This window comes from Endozoicomonas sp. G2_1 (assembly GCF_017744155.1).
Lineage (GTDB): Bacteria > Pseudomonadota > Gammaproteobacteria > Enterobacterales > Alteromonadaceae > JAGHQT01.
Genome location: NZ_JAGHQT010000011.1, coordinates 1 through 22972, shown reverse-complemented (window position 1 = coordinate 22972; position 22972 = coordinate 1). Strand labels below are relative to the sequence as shown.

The 22972-nt window shown below is 44.6% G+C and carries 21 protein-coding genes and 1 rRNA gene; 12 read left to right on the top strand and 10 right to left on the bottom strand.

The window, feature by feature from the left end; all coding sequences use genetic code 11:
* From astB to def, 7 genes are all read right to left on the bottom strand, one after another.
* Positions 1-1353, bottom strand: a complete 1353-nt coding sequence (gene astB / locus J7384_RS12885; protein ID WP_209114682.1) for an N-succinylarginine dihydrolase — start codon at positions 1351-1353, stop codon at positions 1-3.
* Positions 1354-1397: 44 nt separating this feature from the next.
* Positions 1398-4532: an efflux RND transporter permease subunit gene (locus tag J7384_RS12880; protein WP_209114680.1), complete on the bottom strand. Its 3135-nt coding sequence runs from the start codon at positions 4530-4532 to the stop codon at positions 1398-1400.
* A 9-nt stretch (positions 4533-4541) separates the two neighbouring features.
* A complete protein-coding gene (locus tag J7384_RS12875; RefSeq protein ID WP_209114678.1) occupies positions 4542-5654 on the bottom strand; it encodes an efflux RND transporter periplasmic adaptor subunit in 1113 nt (370 codons plus the stop codon).
* A 220-nt stretch (positions 5655-5874) separates the two neighbouring features.
* Entirely contained in the window at positions 5875-7251 is a 1377-nt protein-coding gene (trkA, locus tag J7384_RS12870) for a Trk system potassium transporter TrkA (protein WP_209114676.1), read from the bottom strand.
* 74 nt (positions 7252-7325) lie between these two features.
* The gene (rsmB, locus tag J7384_RS12865) at positions 7326-8738 is read right to left on the bottom strand and encodes a 16S rRNA (cytosine(967)-C(5))-methyltransferase RsmB (RefSeq protein WP_209114674.1); all 1413 of its coding nucleotides are present in this window, start codon (positions 8736-8738) and stop codon (positions 7326-7328) included.
* On the bottom strand, positions 8683-9651 hold the full coding sequence (fmt, locus tag J7384_RS12860; protein WP_209114672.1) for a methionyl-tRNA formyltransferase: 969 nt from the start codon (positions 9649-9651) through the stop codon (positions 8683-8685). Before fmt ends, rsmB begins: the two co-directional genes overlap by 56 nt.
* 52 nt (positions 9652-9703) lie before the next feature.
* A complete protein-coding gene (gene def / locus J7384_RS12855; RefSeq protein WP_209114670.1) occupies positions 9704-10219 on the bottom strand; it encodes a peptide deformylase in 516 nt (171 codons plus the stop codon).
* A 207-nt stretch (positions 10220-10426) separates the two neighbouring features.
* Here def and J7384_RS12850 point away from each other — a divergent pair, with 207 nt between their 5' ends.
* The 4 genes from J7384_RS12850 to J7384_RS12835 all read left to right on the top strand — a co-directional run bounded on the left by J7384_RS12850 (position 10427) and on the right by J7384_RS12835 (position 13880).
* The gene (locus J7384_RS12850; protein ID WP_209114668.1) at positions 10427-11512 is read left to right on the top strand and encodes a LysM domain-containing protein; all 1086 of its coding nucleotides are present in this window, start codon (positions 10427-10429) and stop codon (positions 11510-11512) included.
* 92 nt (positions 11513-11604) lie between these two features.
* On the top strand, positions 11605-12720 hold the full coding sequence (gene dprA, locus J7384_RS12845) for a DNA-processing protein DprA (protein ID WP_209114666.1): 1116 nt from the start codon (positions 11605-11607) through the stop codon (positions 12718-12720).
* 2 nt (positions 12721-12722) lie between these two features.
* The gene (locus J7384_RS12840; protein WP_209114664.1) at positions 12723-13199 is read left to right on the top strand and encodes a DUF494 family protein; all 477 of its coding nucleotides are present in this window, start codon (positions 12723-12725) and stop codon (positions 13197-13199) included.
* A gap of 102 nt (positions 13200-13301) precedes the next feature.
* Positions 13302-13880, top strand: coding sequence for a topoisomerase DNA-binding C4 zinc finger domain-containing protein (locus J7384_RS12835; protein WP_209114663.1), 579 nt, complete (start codon positions 13302-13304; stop codon positions 13878-13880).
* Between the two features lie 73 nt (positions 13881-13953).
* Here the strand turns inward: J7384_RS12835 and J7384_RS12830 are convergent, their stop codons facing one another.
* Together J7384_RS12830 and purE are read right to left on the bottom strand one after the other, a co-directional pair.
* A complete protein-coding gene (locus J7384_RS12830; RefSeq protein ID WP_209114661.1) occupies positions 13954-15084 on the bottom strand; it encodes a 5-(carboxyamino)imidazole ribonucleotide synthase in 1131 nt (376 codons plus the stop codon).
* A 6-nt stretch (positions 15085-15090) separates the two neighbouring features.
* Positions 15091-15573 (bottom strand): 5-(carboxyamino)imidazole ribonucleotide mutase, encoded by a 483-nt coding sequence (gene purE / locus J7384_RS12825; RefSeq protein ID WP_209114659.1) that lies wholly within the window; start codon positions 15571-15573, stop codon positions 15091-15093.
* A gap of 255 nt (positions 15574-15828) precedes the next feature.
* Between purE and J7384_RS12820 the strand changes: the two genes are divergently transcribed.
* From J7384_RS12820 to J7384_RS12790, 7 genes are all read left to right on the top strand, one after another.
* Complete coding sequence (locus tag J7384_RS12820) at positions 15829-17454, top strand: acyl-CoA synthetase (protein ID WP_209114657.1); 1626 nt, start codon at positions 15829-15831, stop codon at positions 17452-17454.
* 144 nt (positions 17455-17598) lie between these two features.
* Entirely contained in the window at positions 17599-18141 is a 543-nt protein-coding gene (locus J7384_RS12815) for an L-threonylcarbamoyladenylate synthase (protein ID WP_209114655.1), read from the top strand.
* Complete coding sequence (gene hemF, locus J7384_RS12810) at positions 18141-19064, top strand: oxygen-dependent coproporphyrinogen oxidase (RefSeq protein WP_209114653.1); 924 nt, start codon at positions 18141-18143, stop codon at positions 19062-19064. Before J7384_RS12815 ends, hemF begins: the two co-directional genes overlap by 1 nt.
* Positions 19057-19446 (top strand): diacylglycerol kinase, encoded by a 390-nt coding sequence (locus J7384_RS12805; RefSeq protein WP_209114651.1) that lies wholly within the window; start codon positions 19057-19059, stop codon positions 19444-19446. Before hemF ends, J7384_RS12805 begins: the two co-directional genes overlap by 8 nt.
* Before the next feature lie 180 nt (positions 19447-19626).
* Entirely contained in the window at positions 19627-20379 is a 753-nt protein-coding gene (locus J7384_RS12800; protein ID WP_209114649.1) for an OmpW family outer membrane protein, read from the top strand.
* A gap of 240 nt (positions 20380-20619) precedes the next feature.
* Positions 20620-21435, top strand: a complete 816-nt coding sequence (gene aroE, locus J7384_RS12795; protein ID WP_209114647.1) for a shikimate dehydrogenase — start codon at positions 20620-20622, stop codon at positions 21433-21435.
* A gap of 22 nt (positions 21436-21457) precedes the next feature.
* Positions 21458-21676 carry a hypothetical protein gene (locus J7384_RS12790; RefSeq protein WP_209114645.1) on the top strand — a complete coding sequence of 73 codons (219 nt, stop codon included), beginning with the start codon at positions 21458-21460 and terminating at the stop codon, positions 21674-21676.
* Between the two features lie 6 nt (positions 21677-21682).
* Here J7384_RS12790 and J7384_RS12785 read toward each other — a convergent pair whose 3' ends face one another.
* Entirely contained in the window at positions 21683-22225 is a 543-nt protein-coding gene (locus tag J7384_RS12785) for a gamma carbonic anhydrase family protein (protein ID WP_209114643.1), read from the bottom strand.
* A gap of 676 nt (positions 22226-22901) precedes the next feature.
* Between J7384_RS12785 and J7384_RS12780 the strand changes: the two genes are divergently transcribed.
* Positions 22902-22972: ribosomal RNA gene (locus J7384_RS12780) — 16S ribosomal RNA — on the top strand; the annotation flags it as partial.

The window sequence follows — 22972 nt, the reverse complement described above, 5'->3', positions numbered from 1 at the left end:
TTAGACTCGTTGGAACGGATAAACCGAGCCCAAGTTCAATATTTGGGTGAGTTCATCTAAAGCGGTGCGCGATTCAACTAAGAATGCTGGGTCGCTCAAATCGGCAATAGACAAGCGGTCGCGGTAATGCTGATCAACCCAAGCGTTTAAACGGTCAATTTGACCTTGGTTAATCCAAGTATTTGGGTTAACTGCTGCAACTTCGCGTTCGTTTAACGCCACTCGCAAGCGCAAACAGGCTGGGCCGCCGCCGTTTTGCATGCTTTGTTTAACGTCGAAAAAATGCACTTTTTTGATTGGTGTACCTAAGGTCACCAACTCCGCTAAGTAAGCAGACACCGCTGGATTTTCCTGACACTCGGTCGGGGCGATAATCGCCATTTCACCGCTCGGCATGTTAATGATTTGAGTATTGAACAAGTATGTTTTTACCGCGTCATTAATCGATACTTTCGCCGTTGGCACTTCAATAAAGTGCAGTTGCTCGTTGCTGTTAATGGCAGCAAACTTTTGTTCAATTTCACTGAGTACTGATTGGGTGTCTAAAAACGCTTGCTCGTGATAAAACAAAACATTGCGATTGCCGACGGCAATAACATCGTTGTGAAAAACCCCTTGGTCAATCACGGCGGGGTTTTGCTGCATAAAGACAGTGTTTTGCTCATTCAAGCCGTGCAACCGAGCAATCGCCTGTGATGCTTCAATGGTTTGCCTAGCCGGAAACTTAGTTGGCGCCGGTTTACTGCTGTTAAAGGCATAACGACCATAAGTAAACAGTTCTAGTCCTGGTTCGCCATAACCCGCGCATAAACGAGTGTGGTTAGCGGCCCCTTCATCACCAAAATGGTCGTTTTCAGGTAAGTGTAGGTGATGCTCAAAGAAGTCACTGTTGTTAAAGGTCGCTGCCAAAATCCGGCCAGTAACCTCGGGCTCTAACGAACGGTGAAATTTGTTGGTTAAGTTAGCTGGCGTAAAGTGAATTTTACCGTTACAGGTATCGGCACTTGGCGAGACTGTCGCCGCATTGGCTGTCCACATACTCGATGCTGAGCAGCAATTCAAAAACACTTCCGGTGCTTGTTTGGCTGCACTTTCCAGTACTTGGCTGTCAGAACCGGTAAAACCTAAACGACGCAAGGCGTTAACATCAGGTCGCTCTTGTGGTGCCAATACACCTTGTAACATGCCCATGTCGGCGAGCGCTTTCATTTTGGCCAAGCCTTGTTTCGCCGCCTGTTTAGGATTGCTGACCGCATTGGCATTGTTGAGGGAGGCAACATTACCAAAAGACAAACCGGCATAGTTGTGACTTGGACCTACGAGTCCGTCAAAATTTGCTTCGTACTGTTTCATCGGTGTTTATTCCTTAATAACCTGCGGCGAAGAACTAAATGCAATTAAGCGATTAATTTTTTTCGCGCTGTTTGTGGCAATGGTGTTGGTATCACTTTTTTACGCGTTTTGCGACGATCTCTTAGTATCAATAAGCACGGTGTTAACACTAACGTTAGTATGGTTGCGAAGGTTAAACCACCGGCAATTGCGGTGGCCAACTGAGTCCACCATTGTGTTGATGGCGCGCCAAAAACGGCTGTGCGCTCGAAAAAGTTAAGGTTAACTTGCAAGACCATAGGCATCAAGCCAAGTATTGTGGTAATCGTGGTTAACATAACGGGGCGTAAACGCTGAGCGCCGGTTCTCAAGATGGCATCAATTGCCGATAGGCCTTCACGGCGCAAGACATTATAAGTGTCAATCAAGACGATATTGTTATTGACCACAATGCCCGCGAGTGAAATAACGCCAATCCCGCCCATCACGATACCAAATGGTTTTTGCACCAAAAATAGCGCTAAAAATACACCGACGGTAGAGAATACGACAGCACTTAAAATTAAGAAGGCTTGATAAAAACTGTTGAACTGAGTCACGAGAATAATCGCCATAACAAACAGCGCAATACCAAAAGCATTGAGTAAGAAGGCTTCTGATTCTGCTTGGTCCTCATTTTGGCCTTTTATTTCAATTTGAACTGATGGGTCGATGCCCAACTCTGGAAACTTAGCTTGCAGTAGCGGCAGCTCTCTAATCAGTTGAGCGCCTGAAACCAAGTTCGCTTGAATTGACACCACGCGTTTACCGTCAACTCGGCGAATGGTATCGACTTTCGGCGCTGCTTCTCGCTCAACAAAACTGCCAACCGGTACTAGGCCATTTGGCGTTTTTAGGCGTAAGCTGTCTAAACGACCAATATTGCGTTTGTCTTCGGGAAAGCGCACGCGAATATCGAGCTCATCGTCGACGTCGTCAGGGCGGTACTCACCAAGCTTTAAGCCGTTGGTGACCATTTGTACGGTCGAGCCGACCAACGTTGCATCAGCACCATAGGTTGCCGCGCGGTTGCGATCTATCTTTAGCTGCCATTCGATGCCCGGTTTTGAGCCGGTGTCTTCAAAATCGGTAAAAGTGCCGTGAGCTTCGAGTGCATGGCGGATTTTCTTAACCGCGTCATCGAGTTTATCCGGGTTACTGGCACTGAGTTGAATCACCAAGTCTTTACCACTCTGCGGCCCGTCTTCGTTCTTCCTGACTTCAATTTCTACGCCAGCTAAGTCATCGGTACGTTGATGGATCTCTTCAATGGTTTCATTGGCAGGGCGACGAAATTGCCAGTTGGTGAAGTTGACTTGAAAGGTACCAACAATATCGCTGCCACCCGTGCGGGTATATAGGGTTTCTATTTCTTCCATGTCTAAAACGCGGCTTTCAATATCGCGCATAATTTGGTCTTTTTCACGGATTGACAAATCACCGTGAGAACGCACTACCATAGTGGCGCTGTTGGGTTCGATTTCTGGAAAAAATACCGCGCCTAAGCCCGAAGAGCCGTAGAGCATAATAACCGCCACAGCTATTGCAATAGTACCGGCAACCACTTTCCACGGATGACTAATAGCCGTTTTAAGTAGGCGAATGTATTTGCCGGTAAAGCCGGACAGTTGTTCTAAGTTGCCTTGTTCAGCCTGCTCTATTTGTTGCTGTGCTTTTGGTGTCAGCAAGCGAGACTTACCGATAGCACCACCAATGGTTGGCACAAAAACTAAAGCCATTGCCAATGAGGCGGTAAGTACGGCAATTAGAGTGATTGGCAAATACTTCATAAACTCGCCCATCATACCCGGCCAAAACATCAAAGGTGCAAAGGCGGCTAAAGTGGTCGCGGTCGATGCAATAATTGGCCATGCCATACGACGAGCGGCTAAACCATAAGCTTGTTTGCGCGGCTTGCCTTCTTGCAATTGTCGGTCAGCAAATTCCGTGACAACAATAGCGCCGTCAACCAACATACCAACGGCCATAATCAAGCCAAACAATACAACTATGTTTACCGTTAGGCCAGCAATCGCTAGTACTAAAATACCGGTTAAGAAAGCACCCGGAATAGCTAAACCAACCAGTAAAGCTGATCGCGAACCAAGCGCGGCAATTACGACAATAACAACTAAAAGTACTGCAGAAAATACGTTGTTTTGAAGATCGCTCAGAGTGTCTTTAACGTCTTTTGATTGGTCGCCAACGTAATCCACTTGAATTTGATTTGGCCAGCGTTTGCGATCGGCTTCGATGAGCGCTTTAACTTTTTCAACCGTGTTAATAATGTTTTCACCTGAACGCTTTTTGATTTCAAGTGAAATAGAGCGTTCGCCATTTAAACGTGCGAATGTGCTCGGGTCTTTGTAGGCGCGACGAACAATAGAAACGTCTTCAAAAGTAATAACCTTGTCACCGTCGACTTTAATCGGCAGCTCCAACAAGTCTTGCACTGTTTCAAAAACAGACGGTACTTTAATCGCGAAACGACCTTTACCTGTATCCATAGTACCTGCGGGCACTAGGCGGTTATTGCGTTCCACCAGATTAAAAATATCGTTTTGATCTAGGTTGTAGCTCTCCATTAGCAATGGGTCGACAATGATTTCAACCATGTCTTCGCGGTCACCGCCAATATCGACTTCTAGTACTTCTTGTAGGCCTTCAATGTTGTCTTTTAGTGAGCGTGCAAGGGTAATTAAACCGCGTTCAGTGACCGGGCCTGATAAAATTACCGTGACGACCGGCACTTGGTTGGCGATAGTGATTTCGTGTACTTCTGGCTCTTCTGATTCCGACGGCAGTTTGGCTTTTGCTAAGGTCACTTTATCGCGAACATCAGCCAATGCCTCTTTGGGGTCTAAGCCGGCGACAAACTCTATGGTGACAGAAGCGTGACCTTCGGCGGCATTGGCGGTCATTTCTTTAATGCCGGCAATTGATTTGAGTTCTTTTTCCATCGGCCTGACTAACATACGCTCGGCATCTTCCGGCGAAATACCATCGTGAGTCATCGAGACATAGATCATCGGAATTGTGATGTCGGGGTTAGATTCCTTTGGAATATTGGCGTAGGTAATACCACCAGCAATAAGTAATAACATAAAAACCATTAACACCGAACGCGTTCGGGTTAGGGCTGCATCAATAATAGTTAACATGCGATACCCTTATTTACTGTCTTGATTTACTGACTTGAGTTCAGTGTCGTAAACCGCCTCAACAGTATCGCCTGCGCGGACAAAGCCTTGACCTAACGTAATAATGTCAGCCTGAGAGCCTAAACCGGTTAGCCAGATACCATCACTTTCGCTTTTAACCATATTGATTGGCGTAAACACAACGATATTGTCTTTGACAGTTTTGACGCCAATATTGCCATTTTCGTCGAGGGCGAGTAGGGCTGGCGATACTTTAATTGCTGCAACCGTTTCTAGTGGAATGGTCACTTCACTGCTTAAACCGGCGAGCAACTGATAATCGGAGTTGGCAATCGCCACTTCAACTCGAAAGGTATTAGTGTTTTCGTCAGCAACACTGGCAATGTAGCGCACTTTACCTGTCACTGTACCTTGGTTGAGCACTCTAATTTGCGCCTTTTGATCGGCTGACAATTGGGCGACTTGTTGTTCGGTCACATGGGCGCGCACAATCAACGGCTCTAGATCTGCCACCATGGCAATATTGTCGCCGCTTTGGACATAGTCACCTTGTTCAACATGACGAATATTGAGTACACCGTCAAATGGCGCTTTTATTACAGTTTTTTCTAATGCTAATTCAATGCGTGCAATGTCTGCTCTTACTGCTGCTAAGTTGCTGACAGCGGTTGCCAGTTGTACTTCACCTTGCAAGCCTTTTGCTGCTAATTTTTTTGCGCCGCGATATTCAATTTCGCGCTGCTTTAACAGCGCTTTTGCGCGTTTAAGCTGGTCGGGTAAGTCGTCTTTGCCAAGCTTGGCAATAATGTCGCCTTGGTTGACTCGGGCACCTCTTTGAGCAAGTACCTCAACAATGCGACCGTTAATTTCGGCTTTTAAGGTAGTAACACGGTCAGGCTCGGTGCGACCGTATAGCTCAACAACGTCATTAATGTTGTCAGCCAGAATGGTTTCAACCTTAACTTTGGCGATGATTTGTTCTTGCTTGTCGACGGTTTCCGGTAGCTCTTGCGCTTGCATAATGCCAGATGCCATCCAAGTAATGAGTAGCAGACTGATAATAATGGCGAGGATATATGGACGCTGCGCCAACCATTGGCGTTTAGTGCTTGTTGAAGACATAGTTTTGTTCACGAATACTTAATTTGTTGAGACCAATAACAGTTTAACCCAACCGCATCAGTGATGAAATGCGCATGCTGAGTTTGGCTATTAATAGTGATAAGCGGCAGAGTTTAACGGCTGCTAGCGGCAACTGCTAAAGTTGCCTTGTAACAAATTATGAATATTGAATAGTTAGCGCGAAAGACTATTGCTTTATCAAAGCAATGCACTGATTTTATTAGAAATAAATGGCCGCGACTTGGAACAATTTCTCTACATCTGAAATGTATCGTTTGTTGACCAAGAAAATAATAACGTGGTCTTCTTCCATAATAACGGTGTTGGAGTGAGCAATTAACACTTCTTCACCGCGGACAATCGCACCTATGGTGGTACCCGGCGGCAGTTTGATTGATTTTATAGTGCGACCGACAACTTTTGATGCAGTTTCGTCACCTTTAGCGACTATTTCTATCGCTTCAGCTGCACCACCGCGCAAACTGTAAACATTGTCGATAGCACCGCGTCTGACATGGGTTAGTAGTGCTGAAATTGTCGCGTGCTGTGGTGAAATGGCGATGTCGATAGTGCTGCCGTGAACTAAGTCTATATAGGCACCGCGCTGAATTAACACCATGGTTTTGCGCACGCCAAGTCGTTTGGCGAGCAAGGACGACATAATATTGGCTTCATCGTCATTGGTGACGGCGATAAAGACATCGAACTGGTCAATATTTTCTTCGTTGAGTAATTCTTGATCCGACGAATCACCAGTGAATACCACCGTGTTATCGAGTTCTGAGGCCAACTCTTCAGCGCGTTTAGGTGAGCGTTCAATCAGTTTCACTTGGTGATCTTGCTCTAGGATACTGGCAAGCCCGGCGCCTATGTTACCGCCACCGGCAATCATAATGCGTTTATAAGCCGGTTCGAGTTTTTGCAACTCGTTCATCACCGCGCGAATGTGTTTACTGGCGGCGATAAAGAATACTTCGTCGTCGGCCTCGATCACGGTTGTCCCCAGTGGTCTGATCGGCTTACCGTTGCGATAGATTGCCGCTACGCGGGTGTCTACGTTCGGGATGTGCTCGCGCAAAGTCGACAGTGCGTGGCCAACCAGTAAGCCGCCGTAGTAGGCTTTAACCGCGACTAAGCTCACTTTACCACCGGCAAATTCAAGTACCTGTAATGCGCCCGGGTAATCGATTAAACGGGCGATATCTCGGGTCACTAAATGCTCAGGAGCGATAATGTTGTCTACTGGAATATGCTGGTTGTGGAACAATTCATCGCCGAATTTTAGGATTTGCTCTGAGCGAATACGGGCGATCTTGCGCGTGGTGTGGAACAGGGTATAGCTAATTTGACAAGCAATCATGTTGGTCGAGTCATCATTGGTGACCGCGACAATCATATCGGCATCTTCGGCACCTGCTTTCAGTAGTACCTCAGGGTGACTACCGTGGCCGTGGACAACCTGTAAATCCATTTTGTCTTGCAGTTCGCGCAGTATTTCTTGGTTGGTGTCAATTAGCGTAATTTCGTTATTCTCACCAACTAAATTTTCCGCTAGTGTGCCACCGACTTGACCTGCACCAATAATGATAATCTTCATGTTATTGTTGTTCTGCTTTTTTGCTTGTATTTAACGTATCGCTAATGGAGCCAAACCGCTTACTTAAAAATGAATTAAGCGCTTGGCTGCTTTTCTAACTTGGCGTAGTAAAAGCCATCCATGCCCTGAGTATTGGGTAAAATTTGCCAGCCCAAAGCGTTTTCATCGGCACTGTACTGACTGAGACTAATCAGCTTAGCGTCGTCGTGCTGGTCGATAAAACGGGCGATTTGTTGCTCGTTTTCTTCAGGCAAAATACTACAGGTTGCATAGAGCAAAGTACCACCCGGTTTGAGCAAAGACCAGATTTTTACCAAAATTTGTTGTTGTAGTTCTACTAGCTCGGCAATGTCAGCCGCTTTGCGCAACCACTTGATATCTGGGTGACGTCTAATCACGCCAGTTGCGGAACAAGGTGCATCGAGCAAAATGTGATTAAAACTCTGAGCTTGCGCCCAATTTTCTGGTTGGCTGGCGTCAGCACAAATCAGTTTGGCATCAAGCTTAAGGCGCGTTAGGTTTTCTTGTACTCGGTCTAGTCGGTTTTGGTCGACATCGAGTGCGGTCATGTCAATATTAGGGTTGAGCTCGAGCAGGTGACAGGTTTTACCGCCCGGTGCTGCGCAGCAATCTAAGACTTGGTCGCCGTTGTTAGGATTTAATAAAATACCTGCTTGCTGTGCGGCGCCGTCTTGCACTGAAACGTGGCCAAGGTCGAAGCCGGGCAAGAGCTCAACATCAACCGCTTTAGTCAGCAAGATGCCACCACTTTGTGCGTCTGTTTGCGCAACTGCAATTTCGGCTTGAGCGAGTTTCTCTAGGTATTGTTCAACACTGTGGTGACGCTGATTGACCCGTAACCACATCGGTGGTTTTTGCTGATTTTCTGCGAGAATTTGTTGCCACTTTTCTGGGTAAGCACTGCGAACTTTATCAATAAACCAAGACGGGTGATTGTATTTCACAGGCGCTGGCTTGTTGTAAGGTGCTTGCGTTATTGATTCTGGAGCTGGATTCTCTTGGCTGGCGCTCTTTTGGCTAGCGCGTTGAACACTGCGCAAGACGCCGTTAATTAACCCTTTTAAATGAAAGTTTTTTAATGGCTTACAAGCGGCAACCGTCTCACTGACTGCCGCGTGATCTGGTATCCGTAAATACTTAAGTTGGTAAACACCTACTAACATTAAAAAGTGACAGACGCGTTGCTTTCCTTTCAACGGTTTGCTGATAAAGGTGCGAACTTCGTATTCAAGTTCGGGTAAATATCTCAATACCCCGTAGCAAAGCTCCTGCAATAAGCCTTTGTCTTTAATCGCGGCTTTACTTTGCGCTTGCGGTAGCTCATCAGATAGGCTGCGGCCTCCATCAACAACTTTATAGAGGCATTTGGCAGCCAGTGCGCGAACGTTAGCGTGAGTTGTCATACCAATGTTAACCTGTAATAACCTGACCTGGGCTAAACCAATCGGCGCGAGCATTAAGTACATCAGCGACAGCTAGCGCCTTCTTGCCCGGCAGTTGAATACTGGTTAGCAGCAATGCTCCTTCGCCAGTGGCAACTAAAATGCCGTGTTTATCGGCAGCTAAAATGGTGCCGGGCACTTGGTCGTGTTGCTCTGACGGCTTTGGCTGTGCTTGCCAAATGCGAATGCGGTGGCTTTTCTCTGTACTTTCGTTAAAGGTAAACTGAGCAACTGGCCAAGGGTTGTAAGCGCGAATTTTTCGGTCGAGGACATCTGCACTTTGGTGCCAGTCTAACTCTGCTTCGGCTTTGTCTAATTTCGCTGCGTAGTTCGCTAGCTCGTTATTTTGTGGCTCTCTCGGATAATCACCCGTTGCCATTTGCGCAAGTGTGTCTATTAGCGCTTGTGGTCCTAGCTCGGCTAGTTTTTGGTATAAGCTGGCACTGGTATCCAGTGGAGTAATATCGCAGTAGGCTTTAGCGATCATATCGCCGGTGTCTAAGCCTTTGTCCATTTGCATGATGGTGACACCCGTTTGCGGATCACCTGCTTCTAATGAACGTTGAATTGGCGCGGCGCCGCGCCATTTCGGTAAAATTGACCCGTGAACGTTAATACAGCCCAACCTCGGCGTGTTCAAAATCACTTCCGGTAACAATAAGCCGTAGGCGACAACGACCATGACATCGGCCTTGTAGCTGGCGAGCTGCTCTTGATCTGCTTCGGCTTTAAAATTAACCGGCTGTTCAACGATTAAGTCGTGTTTCAGGGCAAGCTCTTTAGTTGCACAGGCGGTGAGTTTTTTACCGCGACCCGCGGGTTTGTCTGGCGGACAGTAAACGGCGACAACATTGTGTGGTGAGTCGATCAGTGCTTGTAAGTGTTGCGCGGCAAAATCTGGCGTGCCAGCAAAGATGATATTGAGAGGTTTAGACAAGGGGATATCCTGATAGTTAAGCGTTGGGTCGAACAGAAAGTAAAGCTAGTGATTAGGCACTAGCTTTTTGTAAACGCGCTTCTTTTTCGAGTTTGGTTTTAATGCGCTGGCGTTTTAGTGGTGATAGATAATCAACAAACAAGATACCAGCCAAGTGGTCGAGCTCGTGTTGAATACAAATACTCAATAGTTCATCGCCATCTAAGGTAAATTCATTGCCGTCGCGGTCCAGTGCTTTAACCGTAACTGTTTCGTGACGAGTGACTTTTGCGTAGCAGCCCGGAACGGATAAACAACCCTCTTCATTAACAAAGGTCGCATCACTCTTTTTGATAATTTCAGGGTTGACAAAAACGCGCGGTTGATCGGCATTTTCTGAGACATCCATAACCACAATGCGCTTGTGAATGTTAACTTGAGTCGCGGCTAAACCAACGCCTTTTTCGTCGTACATAGTGTCGAACATATCGTCGACAATCGCGCGAATACTATCGTCAACTAGTTCAACGGTTGCGGCTTTGGTTCTGAGCCTCTCATCTGGAAATCGTAATACGGGTAAAACTGCCATAGCTATTTATTTGTTTTCTACTGTTAGTAAATCGTTGTCTGGGTAAAAGAATTAGCGATAATTCTGATACGGTGTTATGTTGTAATTTTAGCCATTAAATGAAATTAATCCTAGTGCTTTCAGCTAATAGCTGACAATATAGGAAGTAATAGGTATAAATATCGCCAAGTCACTTTCGATTATGAACAAAACAGGCAGGGCAGCGGCATGCTAAAAAAAATAATCTTAATCGTCATTAGCTTTTCTCTTCCTTGGTTAGCGCTTGCTGATCAACTAACCCTCAAAGAAAACGCGCCGAAAACCTATGTGGTTAAAAAGGGTGATACACTTTGGGACATTTCCGGTATTTTCCTCGACCAACCCTGGCTTTGGCCTAAGCTATGGCGTTTAAACCCTGAAATTAACAACCCACATTTGATTTATCCCGGCGATGAGTTGCGCTTGGTGTTTGACGAGCAAGGCCAGCCTATGCTGGTTAAAGGCAAGCCTGAATTAAAATGGTCACCGCGAGTACGCACTCAGTTAAAAGATCAAAACCCAGTTAGTACTTTACCGCTTAGCACCATAGCGCCTTATATTAAATACGACAGTTTATTCACCGAAGCGCAAGTTGAGCAATTGCCTTATGTTTTAGGGAGTGATCGCGGCCATAAATCCAGTATCGACGGCTTCAAACTTTATGTCAAAGGCGATTTAGAACTTGCTAAAGCCTATGCCATTTATCAAAAAGGCAAACCCGTTATTGATCCTGAAACCAATGAAATGCTCGGCTATCAAGTTATTTTAGCGGGTACCGGTCAAGCGCTAAGAGCGGGTAATATTAGTGATAAAGAGCCAAGTACTCTATACGTAGAAAGCTCGAAGCGAGAAATTCGTGCCGGTGATGTTGTTGTTCCTGTTAACGAAGGACAATTACTACCTTCGTACTTTACCATGCAAGCCGCAGACGATAGCTTGCGCGGTTCCATTGTCCAGTCGAGCATTGATGTCCGCGAATTTGGCAAGCTTGATGTAGTGATGATTAACCGTGGTCAAAGCCACAGTGTTGAGCCTGGAGATGTTTTTGCAATTAAACGTCAAAGCCCTGGTATTGTTGAGACTAAGTCTGGACCACAGTATCTAAAAGATGCGTCGGGCTGGCACAAACTCACCAATAAAGATTCAGACTATAAAATGCCAGAAGAAGCGCTGGGCGAAATGATGGTATTTAAGGTCTATGATCGTGTCAGCATGGCATTGATTCTTAAAACTGAGAAGCCTGTTCGTCTTGCCGATGTGGTAACGGCGCCTTAAATTCCCCTTCTTTTATCCTTTGCTCAAGGCTAACGCTTTGAGCAAAGGTGGGCTATAGTTAAATCAATAACTATTAGAAAAGGCCAAGGACAGTGCCTCAAATTCGCCAACCTCTTGATTACTGGCTCGCGCTAAAATTTGTTCCGCGTTTGTCGGTCAAAAAAAAGCTCGAGTTGGTTGAGCAGCTTGGTTTAACAGCTCTTTTTACTCAACCTTTACCGAGTCGTTATAAACTCACCGACAAACAACAAGCTGCAATTGAATCACCTGACTGGCAAAAAATCGAGACGGTTCTCGAACAAACGCAGCAGCACGGTTGCCTTGCTATTGGTTACAGCGACGATTTGTACCCTAAGCGCTTACAGCAAATTTACGATCCACCACTGGTGCTATTTGTCCGTGGCAATGTCGAATTGTTATCAAGTGAGCAGCTGGCCATTGTCGGTAGTCGTAATGCGAGTGTTTCTGCCCGTGAATTTACTAAGGCTATTACTCGCGATTTAAGTTTAGCCGGGTTAACGATAACCAGTGGCCTAGCGCTTGGTATTGATGGTTTTGCACATCGCGCTTGCTTGGCTCTTAGTGGCGCGACAGTGGCTGTTGTCGCCACCGGACTCGATACGGTATACCCGAGTCGTCACCGCAGCTTGGCCCACAGTATTATTGAGCAGGGCGGTGCGATTGTTAGTGAGTTTTTGCCGGGAACACCAGCGCGGGCTGGCCATTTTCCAAAGCGCAATCGGTTGATCAGTGGTTTGAGTTTAGCCGTATTACTGGTTGAAGCTGGCTTACCAAGCGGCTCATTAATTACCGCGAAAATGGCCCTTGAGCAAAATAGAGACGTTTTTGCGGTGCCTGGCGCTGTTAACAACCCACTTGCTAAAGGCTGCCACTGGTTGATTAAACAAGGCGCTTTTTTAACGGAATCAGCCGATGATATTTTAAGCCAGTTAGATTTTCAGTCAGACTCCGGTCGTATTAATAACAGTGATAGTGAACAACAGGTGAAAGTTGAGAAAAATGAGCAACAAAGCTTGTTTCTCGATCCATTGTTAGCTAGTGTGGGATATGAAACAACACCTGTAGATGTGATTGTTTCGCGCAGTCGGTTAAGCGCTAACGACGCACTGACTCGTTTGACACTACTTGAACTCAAAGGTCTGGTAGCTGCAGTGCCAGGTGGTTATCTTAGGTTAGACAGGGGGTAATTATGTTCGACATTCTGATGTACCTTTTTGAAAACTATATTCATTCTGAAGCCGAAGTAATGGTTGACCACGACGTTTTGACAGATGAGCTAACACGCGCTGGCTTTCATCAAGACGAAATCTACAAAGCATTGAGTTGGCTAGAAAAACTGGCTGCTTTGCAAGACACCGATGCTTATCCTTATCTGACCAAAGTTGCCAGTAACAATGTCAGAATATATACCGAAGGCGAAATGGCGATACTCGACACTGAATGTCGTGGTTTTATTATGTTCTTAGAGCAAGTTAACGTGCTTGATTTTACCACCAGAGAAATGGTGATTGATCGGGTGATGGAGCTCGATACCAAAGACTTTTATCTCGACGATTTAAAGTGGGTTATCTTGATGGTCTTGTTTAATGTCCCTGGGCGTGAAAATGCCTATTCGCAGATGGAAGACCTGATTTTTGATGAACAGCCAGAAGGCCCTCCACACTAAATTCAGCGAATTGAAAGCGCTCGTCACTTTTTAACCACTATGGCATAATTGTCGTTATGTTCAACGACTTTGCGCATAAGCAATTATGCCTCACCAGCACTAATGTCAGATAAGTCTAAATCAGATCAGCCGTTATTTACCCGACACGAGCATGCCTTAGAGCAAGCTTATGAAGTGTGTCCTGAATGTGGTGCTGAGCTAATGATCAAGCACGGTAAGGCAGGCAACTTTATTGGTTGTAGCAACTACCCAAACTGCCAATACACACGCCCTGTGGTAGAGCATGAAAAAGTAGAAGACCAAGTATTACCGGGCACAGAGTGTCCTGAGTGCGGTAACTTACTGGCTGTTAAGCAAGGCCGTTACGGTATGTTTATTGGTTGTACTAACTTTCCCAGTTGTCACCATATTGAACACGAACACCAGGATGAGCAATCGATCAGCGAAGAGGTGAGCTGCCCTAGTTGTCATGCAGGACAATTAATTGAACGCCAAAGTCGGTTTGGCAAAACCTTTTACGCTTGCAACGCTTACCCAAAGTGCAAATTTGCCGTTAATCATCCACCTGTGGTTGGTACCTGTGAAAAATGTGGTTTTGAGTTATTGTTAAAGCGTGATATGGCTGCTGGCGAAAAATTCCAATGTGGACAAAAGCGCTGTGGTCACTTTCAGTCCAGTTAGCGCTAATAGTTTTGGAGAATAAAAAATAGCGGCAGTTGCCGCTATTTTTTGTTTTAAAGCCTTCGTTATTCGCTTAAAGGCTCTGTATATAGCTTTTAACGCCTGGAAAATCAGTTTCAGGTAACAAGCTTGCGACTTGTTCTAGTTTGCTAACCAGTGTTTCGCAGTCGGCTGCTGAGACATTAATGTGACCCATTTTTCGGCCTGCACGTTTAGTTTTGCCGTACCAGTGTAAACTGAGCCCAGCAATTGCCAACAGCGCTTCAGGCACAGTATCTGTACCTAAAATATTGATCATTGCCGTTGGTCTCACTAACTCAGTGTTGCCCAAAGGTAAATTTGTCACTGCGCGAATGTGATTTTCAAACTGACAAGTATCTGCACCTTGCTGGCTCCAATGACCTGAGTTATGGACTCGCGGCGCAATTTCATTAACGAGTAGCTGCTCGCCTACTTGGAAAAACTCAATGGCCAACACGCCAGTGTAGCCTAAGTTTTCAGTAAGTTTAGTGAAAGCGCTTAGGGCTTGCTGTTGTAACGCTTCATCACACGCTTGTGCTAGTGAAACACTGAGAACGCCATTTTGGTGAAAGTTTTCGGTCAGAGGGTAAATCTTTACTTCGCCGTTTTTATTACGGGCACCAATAATCGAGATTTCGCGATCAAAGGGTACCATTTGCTCGGCAACTAGCGCTTGAGTTGGGTTTTCTGTAAGAAACTCGCTTAGTTCAGACCACAGTGCTTGGGCTTGGTCACTGTCTTTTAAGCGCCATTGGCCTTTGCCATCGTAACCTGCAAGCGCACTTTTAAAAATAATCGGTAGGCTAAGTTCAGATAATGCTTGTTCAAAACTTTGTTGATTATCAACAATCACATGTTTGGCATTGCTAACGCTGCATTCAGTTAATAGTGCTTTTTCTAAGCGACGGTCGCCGCCAGTCATAATGGCGGTGGCGCTTGGTTGCAGTTTTCCCGAACGTTGGCATTGCTCTAAAATAGCGTGATCAATGTGCTCAAACTCGGCAGTAATTACGTCACATTCGGCAATACCTTGAGTTAAGTCACCCAAGCTCTCACCGGGGGCAAGCGGGTTTACCACCGAGTTGTTGTTAACGTCATAAGCGAGTACGTCAATATTTAGTGGCGTACTTGCTAACGCCATCATTCGCGCCAGTTGGCCAGCACCTAAAACGAGAACTTTCATACTTTGTTATTCCGCAGGATTTGGATTACTTAAGATAGTTTCAGTTTGCTCAGTGCGAAATTTTTCGATCGCTGCTTGAATCGTTGGGTTTGAAGTACCTAAAATTTGTGCGGCTAATAAGCCTGCGTTAGCAGCACCAGCGGTGCCAATAGCGAGTGTACCAACGGCAATGCCCTTAGGCATTTGGACAATTGATAATAATGAGTCTTGGCCACTTAGTGCTTTTGATTGCACTGGCACGCCAAGTACTGGCAAGCTTGTGTATGCTGCTGTCATACCCGGCAGATGTGCCGCGCCGCCAGCACCTGCGATAATTACTTTGATACCGCGGTCTTTAGCGCTTTCAGAATAATCTGCAAGTAGGTGAGGAGTTCGGTGAGCTGAAACAACTTTAGTTTCATAAGCAACACCCAATAAATCTAACATCTCTGCGGCATGTTGCATTGTCGGCCAATCTGATTTTGACCCCATAATAATACCCACTGTCATCGTCTATACCTTTTTGTGTTGTGCTGGAAGCTGGAATTAATATGGCTGGCGATTATATACGCAAAGGGATTTAAAGGCGAGCTAAACAGCCTCTGTTTGAGCGTGTAAAACGGTCAATATTAGACCAAAGGATAATATCGAAAACTGACTTGGTATGTAAAATTGTCGACACTTGGGGGCGAGAATTAAGATTAAAGTGAGTTTTTAATCGGTTTTTGTCATTTTTTCATTGTGTTTGTCGACATGGTGGCAGTGATGAATATATATAATCATGGTTTAGATAAAGAACAAGCGAATAGTTTACCGTTAACACCTATTACTTTTTTACAGCGTACAGCTGATGTTCACCCAGATCGCACGGCGATTATTCACGGTGATGATAAGTATTCCTATGCTGAGTATTTAGCTAATGTTCGCAGATTGGCTTCAGCGTTGATTAATCGAGGCGTAAAAACCGGCGATACGGTAAGTGTTATTGCCGCAAACATTCCTGCATTTCTCGATGCTCACTACGGCGTTCCTTTAACGGGTGCGGTGCTTAATGCTATTAACATTAGGCTTGATGCCGAAGCGATTGCGTTTATTCTCGACCACAGCGAGTGTGATGTGTTGTTGACTGACACTGCCTTTGCACCAGTGGTTAAAAAAGCGCTAGCGATATGCTCAAGGCAGCCTTTGGTGATTGATATTGATGATCCGATGAGCGAAGGTGGCGAGCATTTAGGTGTTATTGAGTATCAAGCATTGCTCGCGGAAGGCGATCCAAATTTTACAGGTAATAATATTACCGACGAGTGGCAAGCGATGGCACTCAATTATACCTCTGGCACAACTGGTAACCCTAAAGGCGTCGTTTATTCTCATCGCGGTGCATACTTGAATGCGATTGGTCACACACTTGTTTGGCCATTGGGGGAGCAGCCGGTTTATTTATGGACGTTGCCAATGTTCCACTGCAACGGTTGGTGCTTTCCATGGACAATTGTCGCGGTTGGTGGTGTTCAAGTTTGCTTGCGCTGTGTTGATGTCGACGCCGTTGCTGACAGCATGGTGAAAAATCAGGTAACCCATTTTTGTGGGGCGCCAATTGTCTTAAACATGATCATGAATGCAGCACCTGAGAAGCTTGCTCAATTGCCTAAAAATATCAAGGTCATGACTGCCGGTGCGCCACCTCCTGCGGCTGTTATTAAGGGCTGTGAAGAGCTCGGCTTTGAAATAACGCAAAGCTATGGCTTAACCGAAGTTTATGGGCCTTGCGTGGTCAGTGAATGGAAGCATGAGTGGGACGATTGTGACGTTGACCAAAGAGCCGCACTAAAAGCGCGTCAAGGCGTCCGATACCCAACCGAAGAGCAAGTTGATGTGCTAGATCCTAATACTATGGAACCTGTGCCTGCCGATGCAGAGACGATTGGTGAAATTATGTTTCGCGGCAACACAACCATGAAGGGATATTTGAAAAACGAAACCGCTACCGAAGCCGCGTTTGCCGGCGGTTGGTTTCACTCTGGTGATCTCGCCGTTAAGCACCCTGATGGCTACATCGAGATTCGCGATAGATCAAAAGACATTATTATCTCTGGCGGTGAAAATATCTCATCGGTAGAAGTTGAAGGCACTTTGTACCAACATCCTGATATTTTAGAAGCAGCGGTGGTGGCGCGCGCAGATGAAAAGTGGGGCGAAACCCCATGTGCTTTTGTTAGCGTTAAAGAGGGAGCCGAGTTAACTGAAGCGGAAGTCATTGAGTTTTGTCGCAGCCACATGGCACATTTTAAGTGTCCTAAAACCGTTGTTTTTAGTGATTTACCTAAAACGTCTACCGGTAAAATTCAGAAATTTATCCTGCGCCAAAAAGTTAAAACGTTATTTGAATAGTAATAACTGAATACTTTTAATCAGCGTTCGAATGGCATAGTTATTAATGACTATGCCATTTTTGTTTAATCGACTCTATTAATTCGCTTCTTGTTTTTGTTCAAGTATAATTCTCGGCATTTAATTGTTGAGGTAATAACAAAAATGACGAGCGCAGTAGAAAGCTTTGAAAGTGGAGGCTTAATCGCTTACCCGACTGAAGCCGTTTTTGGTTTAGGTTGTGATCCAGCGAATGAAGCTGCAGTACACAAACTATTGGCCGTTAAGCAACGCCCTATCGAAAAAGGCCTTATTTTACTTGCGGCAAGTTATTCTCAATTACTCGACTATGTTGAAGACAGCAAAATTCCACAAGACATGCGCTTTACCGTGTTGTCGCGCTGGCCAGATGGCATAACTCAAGTACTACCAGCCAAAGCAGGTATAGGCAAATATTTAACGGGAGCATTTGACACCATTGCTGTGCGAGTGACCAGCCAACCCGACGTAGTTGCCCTATGCAATGCCACCAATCGCCCAATTGTATCTACGAGTGCCAATCTTACAGGCGAAGAGCCAGCGAAAACATGGCAAACACTTGATCCTGCCTTAGTAGAGCAAATCGATTTTATCGTCAAAGGTGAAACCCTTGGTTTCGACAAACCTTCTACCATTATTAATGGCCTAACTGGAGAAGTATTTCGCTAATGAGCACAATTAACATTGAAACCGTTATCGAGTTTTTAAAACAGCTTCAAGACCAAATTTGCCACGCCTTAGAGCAAGCTGATGGCAGTGCTAAATTCGTTGAAGACAATTGGCAACGAGCAGAAGGTGGCGGTGGTCGCACTCGCGTATTAACCGATGGTGCTGTTATCGAGCAGGGCGGTGTTAACTTCTCTTTAGTGTCTGGTGATAAATTACCACCGTCGGCTACGGCACATCGTCCTGAGTTGGCCGGTCGTCGTTGGCAAGCTTGTGGTGTGTCTTTAGTTATTCACCCAAAAAACCCTTATATTCCAACGTCACATGCCAATGTCCGCTTTTTTATTGCCGAAAAAGAAGGTGAAGCACCGGTATGGTGGTTTGGTGGTGGTTTCGACTTAACCCCGTTTTATCCATTTGATCAAGATGTTAAGCATTGGCACCAAGTTGCCCATGATTTATGTCAGCCATTTGGTGATAATGTTTACCCAGAACACAAAAAATGGTGTGACGACTATTTCTATTTGAAGCACCGCGATGAAACCCGAGGCGTTGGCGGGCTGTTTTTTGATGATTTAAACCAGTGGGACTTTGATACTTGTTTAAATTACATTAAAGCCGTTGGCCAAGGTTATATCGACGCTTACGTGCCGATTGTTGAACGCCGCAAAGATACTGGTTACGGCGATAGTGAGCGTCAGTTCCAACTCTATCGTCGTGGTCGCTATGTTGAGTTTAACTTAGTATTTGATCGCGGTACTTTATTCGGTCTGCAATCGGGTGGTCGCACCGAATCTATTTTGATGTCAATGCCGCCACTAGCGCGTTGGCAATATAATTATCAACCAGAGCAAGACAGTGCCGAAGCCAAATTGCAATCTTATTTAGTACCGAGAGACTGGTTGACGGAGCTGGCAAGTGTCTAAGCAAAATCACGGTAAAAATCAATTAGGTCACTTTCGTCGTTTTGGTCCTGCCGCAATTAATAGCTGGAAAGGAGCTAAAGCGGCCTATAAATATGAAGTTGCTTTTCGACAAGAACTATTTTTGTTTTTGGTGTTAACACCTGTTGCGTTTGTTATTAGTGATGGCTTTGTCGATTTCGCTATTTTAGTCGGTGCTATTTTCGGCATTATTATCGCTGAGCTCCTCAATTCTGCGGTTGAAGCGGTTGTAGATAGGGTAGGCCTTGAGCATCACGAGCTCAGTGGCCGCGCTAAAGATCTGGGCTCAGCAGCGGTTGCCGTTGCCATTGGCTACTTTTTGCTGGTGTGGGGGTATAAACTCTATTTGTTGTTTTTAGCCTAACGCCGAGCAATATTTATTGTCGAGCACAAGTCTAAAGCCGAATATTTATTGATTTAGATCAGTATTTAATTTGGTTTTAGGCTCCATTCCTGCCATTTAATTCGTAACTTGCGCTAAATCAACTTTCCTATTATCGGGCTGGCTACAATAGCCTCAAATCTCAAGTGAAGGAAAGTTCTCATGAAAAAAAGTCTTTTAGCATTAGCAGTATTAACTACATTATCAGGTACTGCATTAGCTGCAGGTAACAAAGCTGGCGATTTCTTAATTCGCGGTGGTTTAACTAACGTAAACCCTGATGATCAAGATGCAACTATCTATGCTGGTGCCAACTTAAACAACACTGTTAATCTAGGTGCTGGTGCGATCACTGCGTCAGTAGAAGACGACACTCAATTAGGCTTGAACTTTGTTTACTTCATTGATTCAAATTGGGCTGTTGAGTTGTTAGCAGCGACACCATTTAACCACGACATTACTGTTAACACTGGTGCTGGCTCAGTTAATTTAGGTGAAACTAAGCACTTACCACCAACGTTAATGGCATTGTACTACTTTGATACTAACTCGAACTTTAAGCCTTACGTTGGCGCTGGTATTAACTACACAATTTTCTTTGATGACAAGTTCAACTCAGCATTACAAGGTGCTAATAGCCCAGCTATCGTAAGCATTAGCGATGGTACAACAACTACTCCAGTTGGTGCTCCATTGGATGCAAACGACTTAGACTTAGATAGCTCTTGGGGTTTAAGTGCACAAATTGGCGCTGACTACCACATTGATGATCACTGGTCTGTAAATGCTTCAGTTCGCTATATCGACATTGACACAGAAGCTACATTTACCGCTGTTGGTGGTGCTGTGCCAGGTAAAGTAAGCGTTGATGTTGACCCTATCGTTGTTTCTTTGATGGTAGGTTATACTTTCTAAGTTAGACGTTACAATAATTTCTCCTCTAAAAAGCAGTAACCTAGTTACTGCTTTTTTTATACACAAGCGTATATACATATTGTGATCACATGTATCTGAGGCAACAACGTTTCCTGACCAACAGTGTCTTTTTATAAGCTCTATCTTAGTTAATGATGGTATTAAGCGTAGAATTAGCACGTATTCATTTCTGGCCTAGTATCGGGTACTCTATGGCAAATTTTTTAATCGCCCATCGCTATGGATCAATACCGCGTTTTTGGCAATCCAATTGCCCAATCAAAATCACCACAAATCCATCAATGGTTTGCTCAGCAAACAGGTCAAGCACTCAATTATCAAAGTGAGCTGGTCGAATTAACTGATTTTGAGCAAGCGCTCGCACAGTTTTCACAGAGCGGTGGTAAAGGCTTGAATATCACGGTGCCATTTAAAGAACAGGCCTACAGTGTTTGTCATCAATTAAGCGAGTACGCTCGCTTAGCTGGCGCGGTAAATACTATTTCTTGTCTCGACGGAAAGTATGTCGGTGACAATACCGACGGTATTGGTTTAGTTACTGATTTAATTAATCAGCAGGTCGAATTTAGCGGCAAATCTATTTTACTGCTCGGAGCTGGCGGCGCAGCCAAAGGTGTTGTTTTGCCATTGCTAGAGCAAGCACCACAAAGTTTAATTATTGCTAACCGCACGTTAAGTAAAGCACAGGCGATCGCTGATAGTGTCGAAAACTACAATAATGTCTACGTTTGCGGTTTCGAACAGCTCAAACAAAGTTATGACATTGTTATCAACGCAACGTCGGCAGGTCTGTCAAAAAGCAAACTTCCCGTTAGTGATATTATCTTTAGCGAGAAAAGCGTGTGCTACGACATGATTTATGGCACAGGTTTAACGCCGTTTTTGCAACAAGCACAGCAGGCAGGGGCTGTTAGATTAATTGATGGTCTTGGCATGTTGGTTGAGCAAGCTGCTGAAAGTTTCAGGATTTGGCGTGGGGTCAAACCTGAAACCGAAGCTGTAAAGCAAAAACTTAAGCAGTTACTTAGTCAATAACCATATTTAGCAGGCAAGTAAATTGAATCAAGCAATATTATTTAACGATGACCTTTGCCAAAAAGCTGATGGCATATGGCAGTTATCTGGCTTTTATCAGGGCGAGTTAGTTGTATTTGAGTTGAAAACCAAGGTCAATGAGCTGACAGAGCAAATTAAGTTTGATTGGGAGCTGCAAATAGAAGACTGGCTCGAAGATAACGAGCCAGTTCAAAATCCAGTGGTTATTACATTAACCTAGTGATGATTATTCTTGTTCAGCGAGATAATCGTTTTTAAGCTCGACATAATTGACAGCAGATTGTTTTAAAAAATCGATTTCAGCTTGTTTAAGTGGCCTTGCTTGCTTCATCGGGTTACCTACATATAAATAGCCACTTTCTAAACGCTTATTGGGTGGCACTACTGTTCCGGCTCCGATAAAGACATCATCTTCAACAACAGCACCATCCATAACAATGGCTCCCATTCCCACTAAGATGCGATTGCCTATTTCGCAGCCGTGTAACATACATTGATGGCCAATTGTGACATCTTCACCAATGATTAATGGAAAACCTTCCGGTTGAGAAGGGCTTTTGCGTGTTACGTGCAAAATTGTACCGTCTTGAATATTAGTGCGGTCACCAATGCGAATATGGTTAACATCTCCTCGGCCTGCAACTAAAGGCCAAATGCTAACATCATCACCACATACGATATCACCAATAAGTACTGCTGATTGATCGACATAGCTCGACTTACCAAATGTTGGCGTTGTATTTTTATAAGCTCTAATATTATTTGTCATAGTTAAATATGCCTATTGATCTGTTTTTATCATTTAACTCTAGCAAAATATCATCGAAGCAGAACAAATAGTTTATTAATTTTGACTAAAGTATAGTTTTCTAACTATGAGTGCTAAGTAGTATATAAATCTCTATTTAAACACTTACATCACCATAAATAAGCCAATTAAAGCTAATTATTACGCAGTTTGTGGAAAAATAGAGCAAACAAACAAAAAAACGAAAAAACTTTAAAATAAGTGTTGACGGCAAGATAAAAATCTCTAAAATGCGCATCCACTTCCGCGGGGCAGCCCAACGAAGTGTTTTGATAAGTTTAGTTGGTGAATATGCTAGGTAAACGGGTCAGATAACTTAGAAAAACGATTTACTTATTTTTTAAGAAAAGTTTTTCAAAAAGTTGTTGACATCAAAACTAGGAAGCGTAAAATGCGCATCCGCTCTCAACGAGAGAGCAACAACAAAACACGAGTGCGATGTTTTGTTTGAATCGCAAGATTAAGTTCTTTAACAAGTAGTTATCATGCAATGTGTGTGGGCATTCACGACGATGATAGATTCAACTAAAAGTTGCTTCGGCAACGAATTTATCTTGATGAATGTCTATATACAAACTTACTAAGTTTTATAGTACAGAATTCATTGAGCAGAAGCTTTTAGCTTCACAAACGATTTTAATTGAAGAGTTTGATCATGGCTCAGATTGAACGCTGGCGGCAGGCTTAACACATGCAAGTCGAGCGGAA

Excerpts from the sequence above, each read along its gene's own strand:
- J7384_RS12835 (WP_209114663.1), top strand. The coding sequence starts at position 13,302 with ATGTCAGATAAGTCTAAATCAGATCAGCCGTTATTTACCCGACACGAG.
- J7384_RS12785 (WP_209114643.1), bottom strand. The coding sequence starts at position 22,225 with ATGACAAATAATATTAGAGCTTATAAAAATACAACGCCAACATTTGGT.
- J7384_RS12850 (WP_209114668.1), top strand. The coding sequence starts at position 10,427 with ATGCTAAAAAAAATAATCTTAATCGTCATTAGCTTTTCTCTTCCTTGG.
- rsmB (WP_209114674.1), bottom strand. The coding sequence starts at position 8,738 with ATGTACTTAATGCTCGCGCCGATTGGTTTAGCCCAGGTCAGGTTATTA.
- J7384_RS12820 (WP_209114657.1), top strand. The coding sequence starts at position 15,829 with ATGAATATATATAATCATGGTTTAGATAAAGAACAAGCGAATAGTTTA.
- J7384_RS12875 (WP_209114678.1), bottom strand. The coding sequence starts at position 5,654 with ATGTCTTCAACAAGCACTAAACGCCAATGGTTGGCGCAGCGTCCATAT.
- J7384_RS12840 (WP_209114664.1), top strand. The coding sequence starts at position 12,723 with ATGTTCGACATTCTGATGTACCTTTTTGAAAACTATATTCATTCTGAA.
- trkA (WP_209114676.1), bottom strand. The coding sequence starts at position 7,251 with ATGAAGATTATCATTATTGGTGCAGGTCAAGTCGGTGGCACACTAGCG.
- J7384_RS12800 (WP_209114649.1), top strand. The coding sequence starts at position 19,627 with ATGAAAAAAAGTCTTTTAGCATTAGCAGTATTAACTACATTATCAGGT.
- J7384_RS12880 (WP_209114680.1), bottom strand. The coding sequence starts at position 4,532 with ATGTTAACTATTATTGATGCAGCCCTAACCCGAACGCGTTCGGTGTTA.
- purE (WP_209114659.1), bottom strand. The coding sequence starts at position 15,573 with ATGACAGTGGGTATTATTATGGGGTCAAAATCAGATTGGCCGACAATG.
- J7384_RS12815 (WP_209114655.1), top strand. The coding sequence starts at position 17,599 with ATGACGAGCGCAGTAGAAAGCTTTGAAAGTGGAGGCTTAATCGCTTAC.
- def (WP_209114670.1), bottom strand. The coding sequence starts at position 10,219 with ATGGCAGTTTTACCCGTATTACGATTTCCAGATGAGAGGCTCAGAACC.
- aroE (WP_209114647.1), top strand. The coding sequence starts at position 20,620 with ATGGATCAATACCGCGTTTTTGGCAATCCAATTGCCCAATCAAAATCA.
- J7384_RS12830 (WP_209114661.1), bottom strand. The coding sequence starts at position 15,084 with ATGAAAGTTCTCGTTTTAGGTGCTGGCCAACTGGCGCGAATGATGGCG.
- hemF (WP_209114653.1), top strand. The coding sequence starts at position 18,141 with ATGAGCACAATTAACATTGAAACCGTTATCGAGTTTTTAAAACAGCTT.
- astB (WP_209114682.1), bottom strand. The coding sequence starts at position 1,353 with ATGAAACAGTACGAAGCAAATTTTGACGGACTCGTAGGTCCAAGTCAC.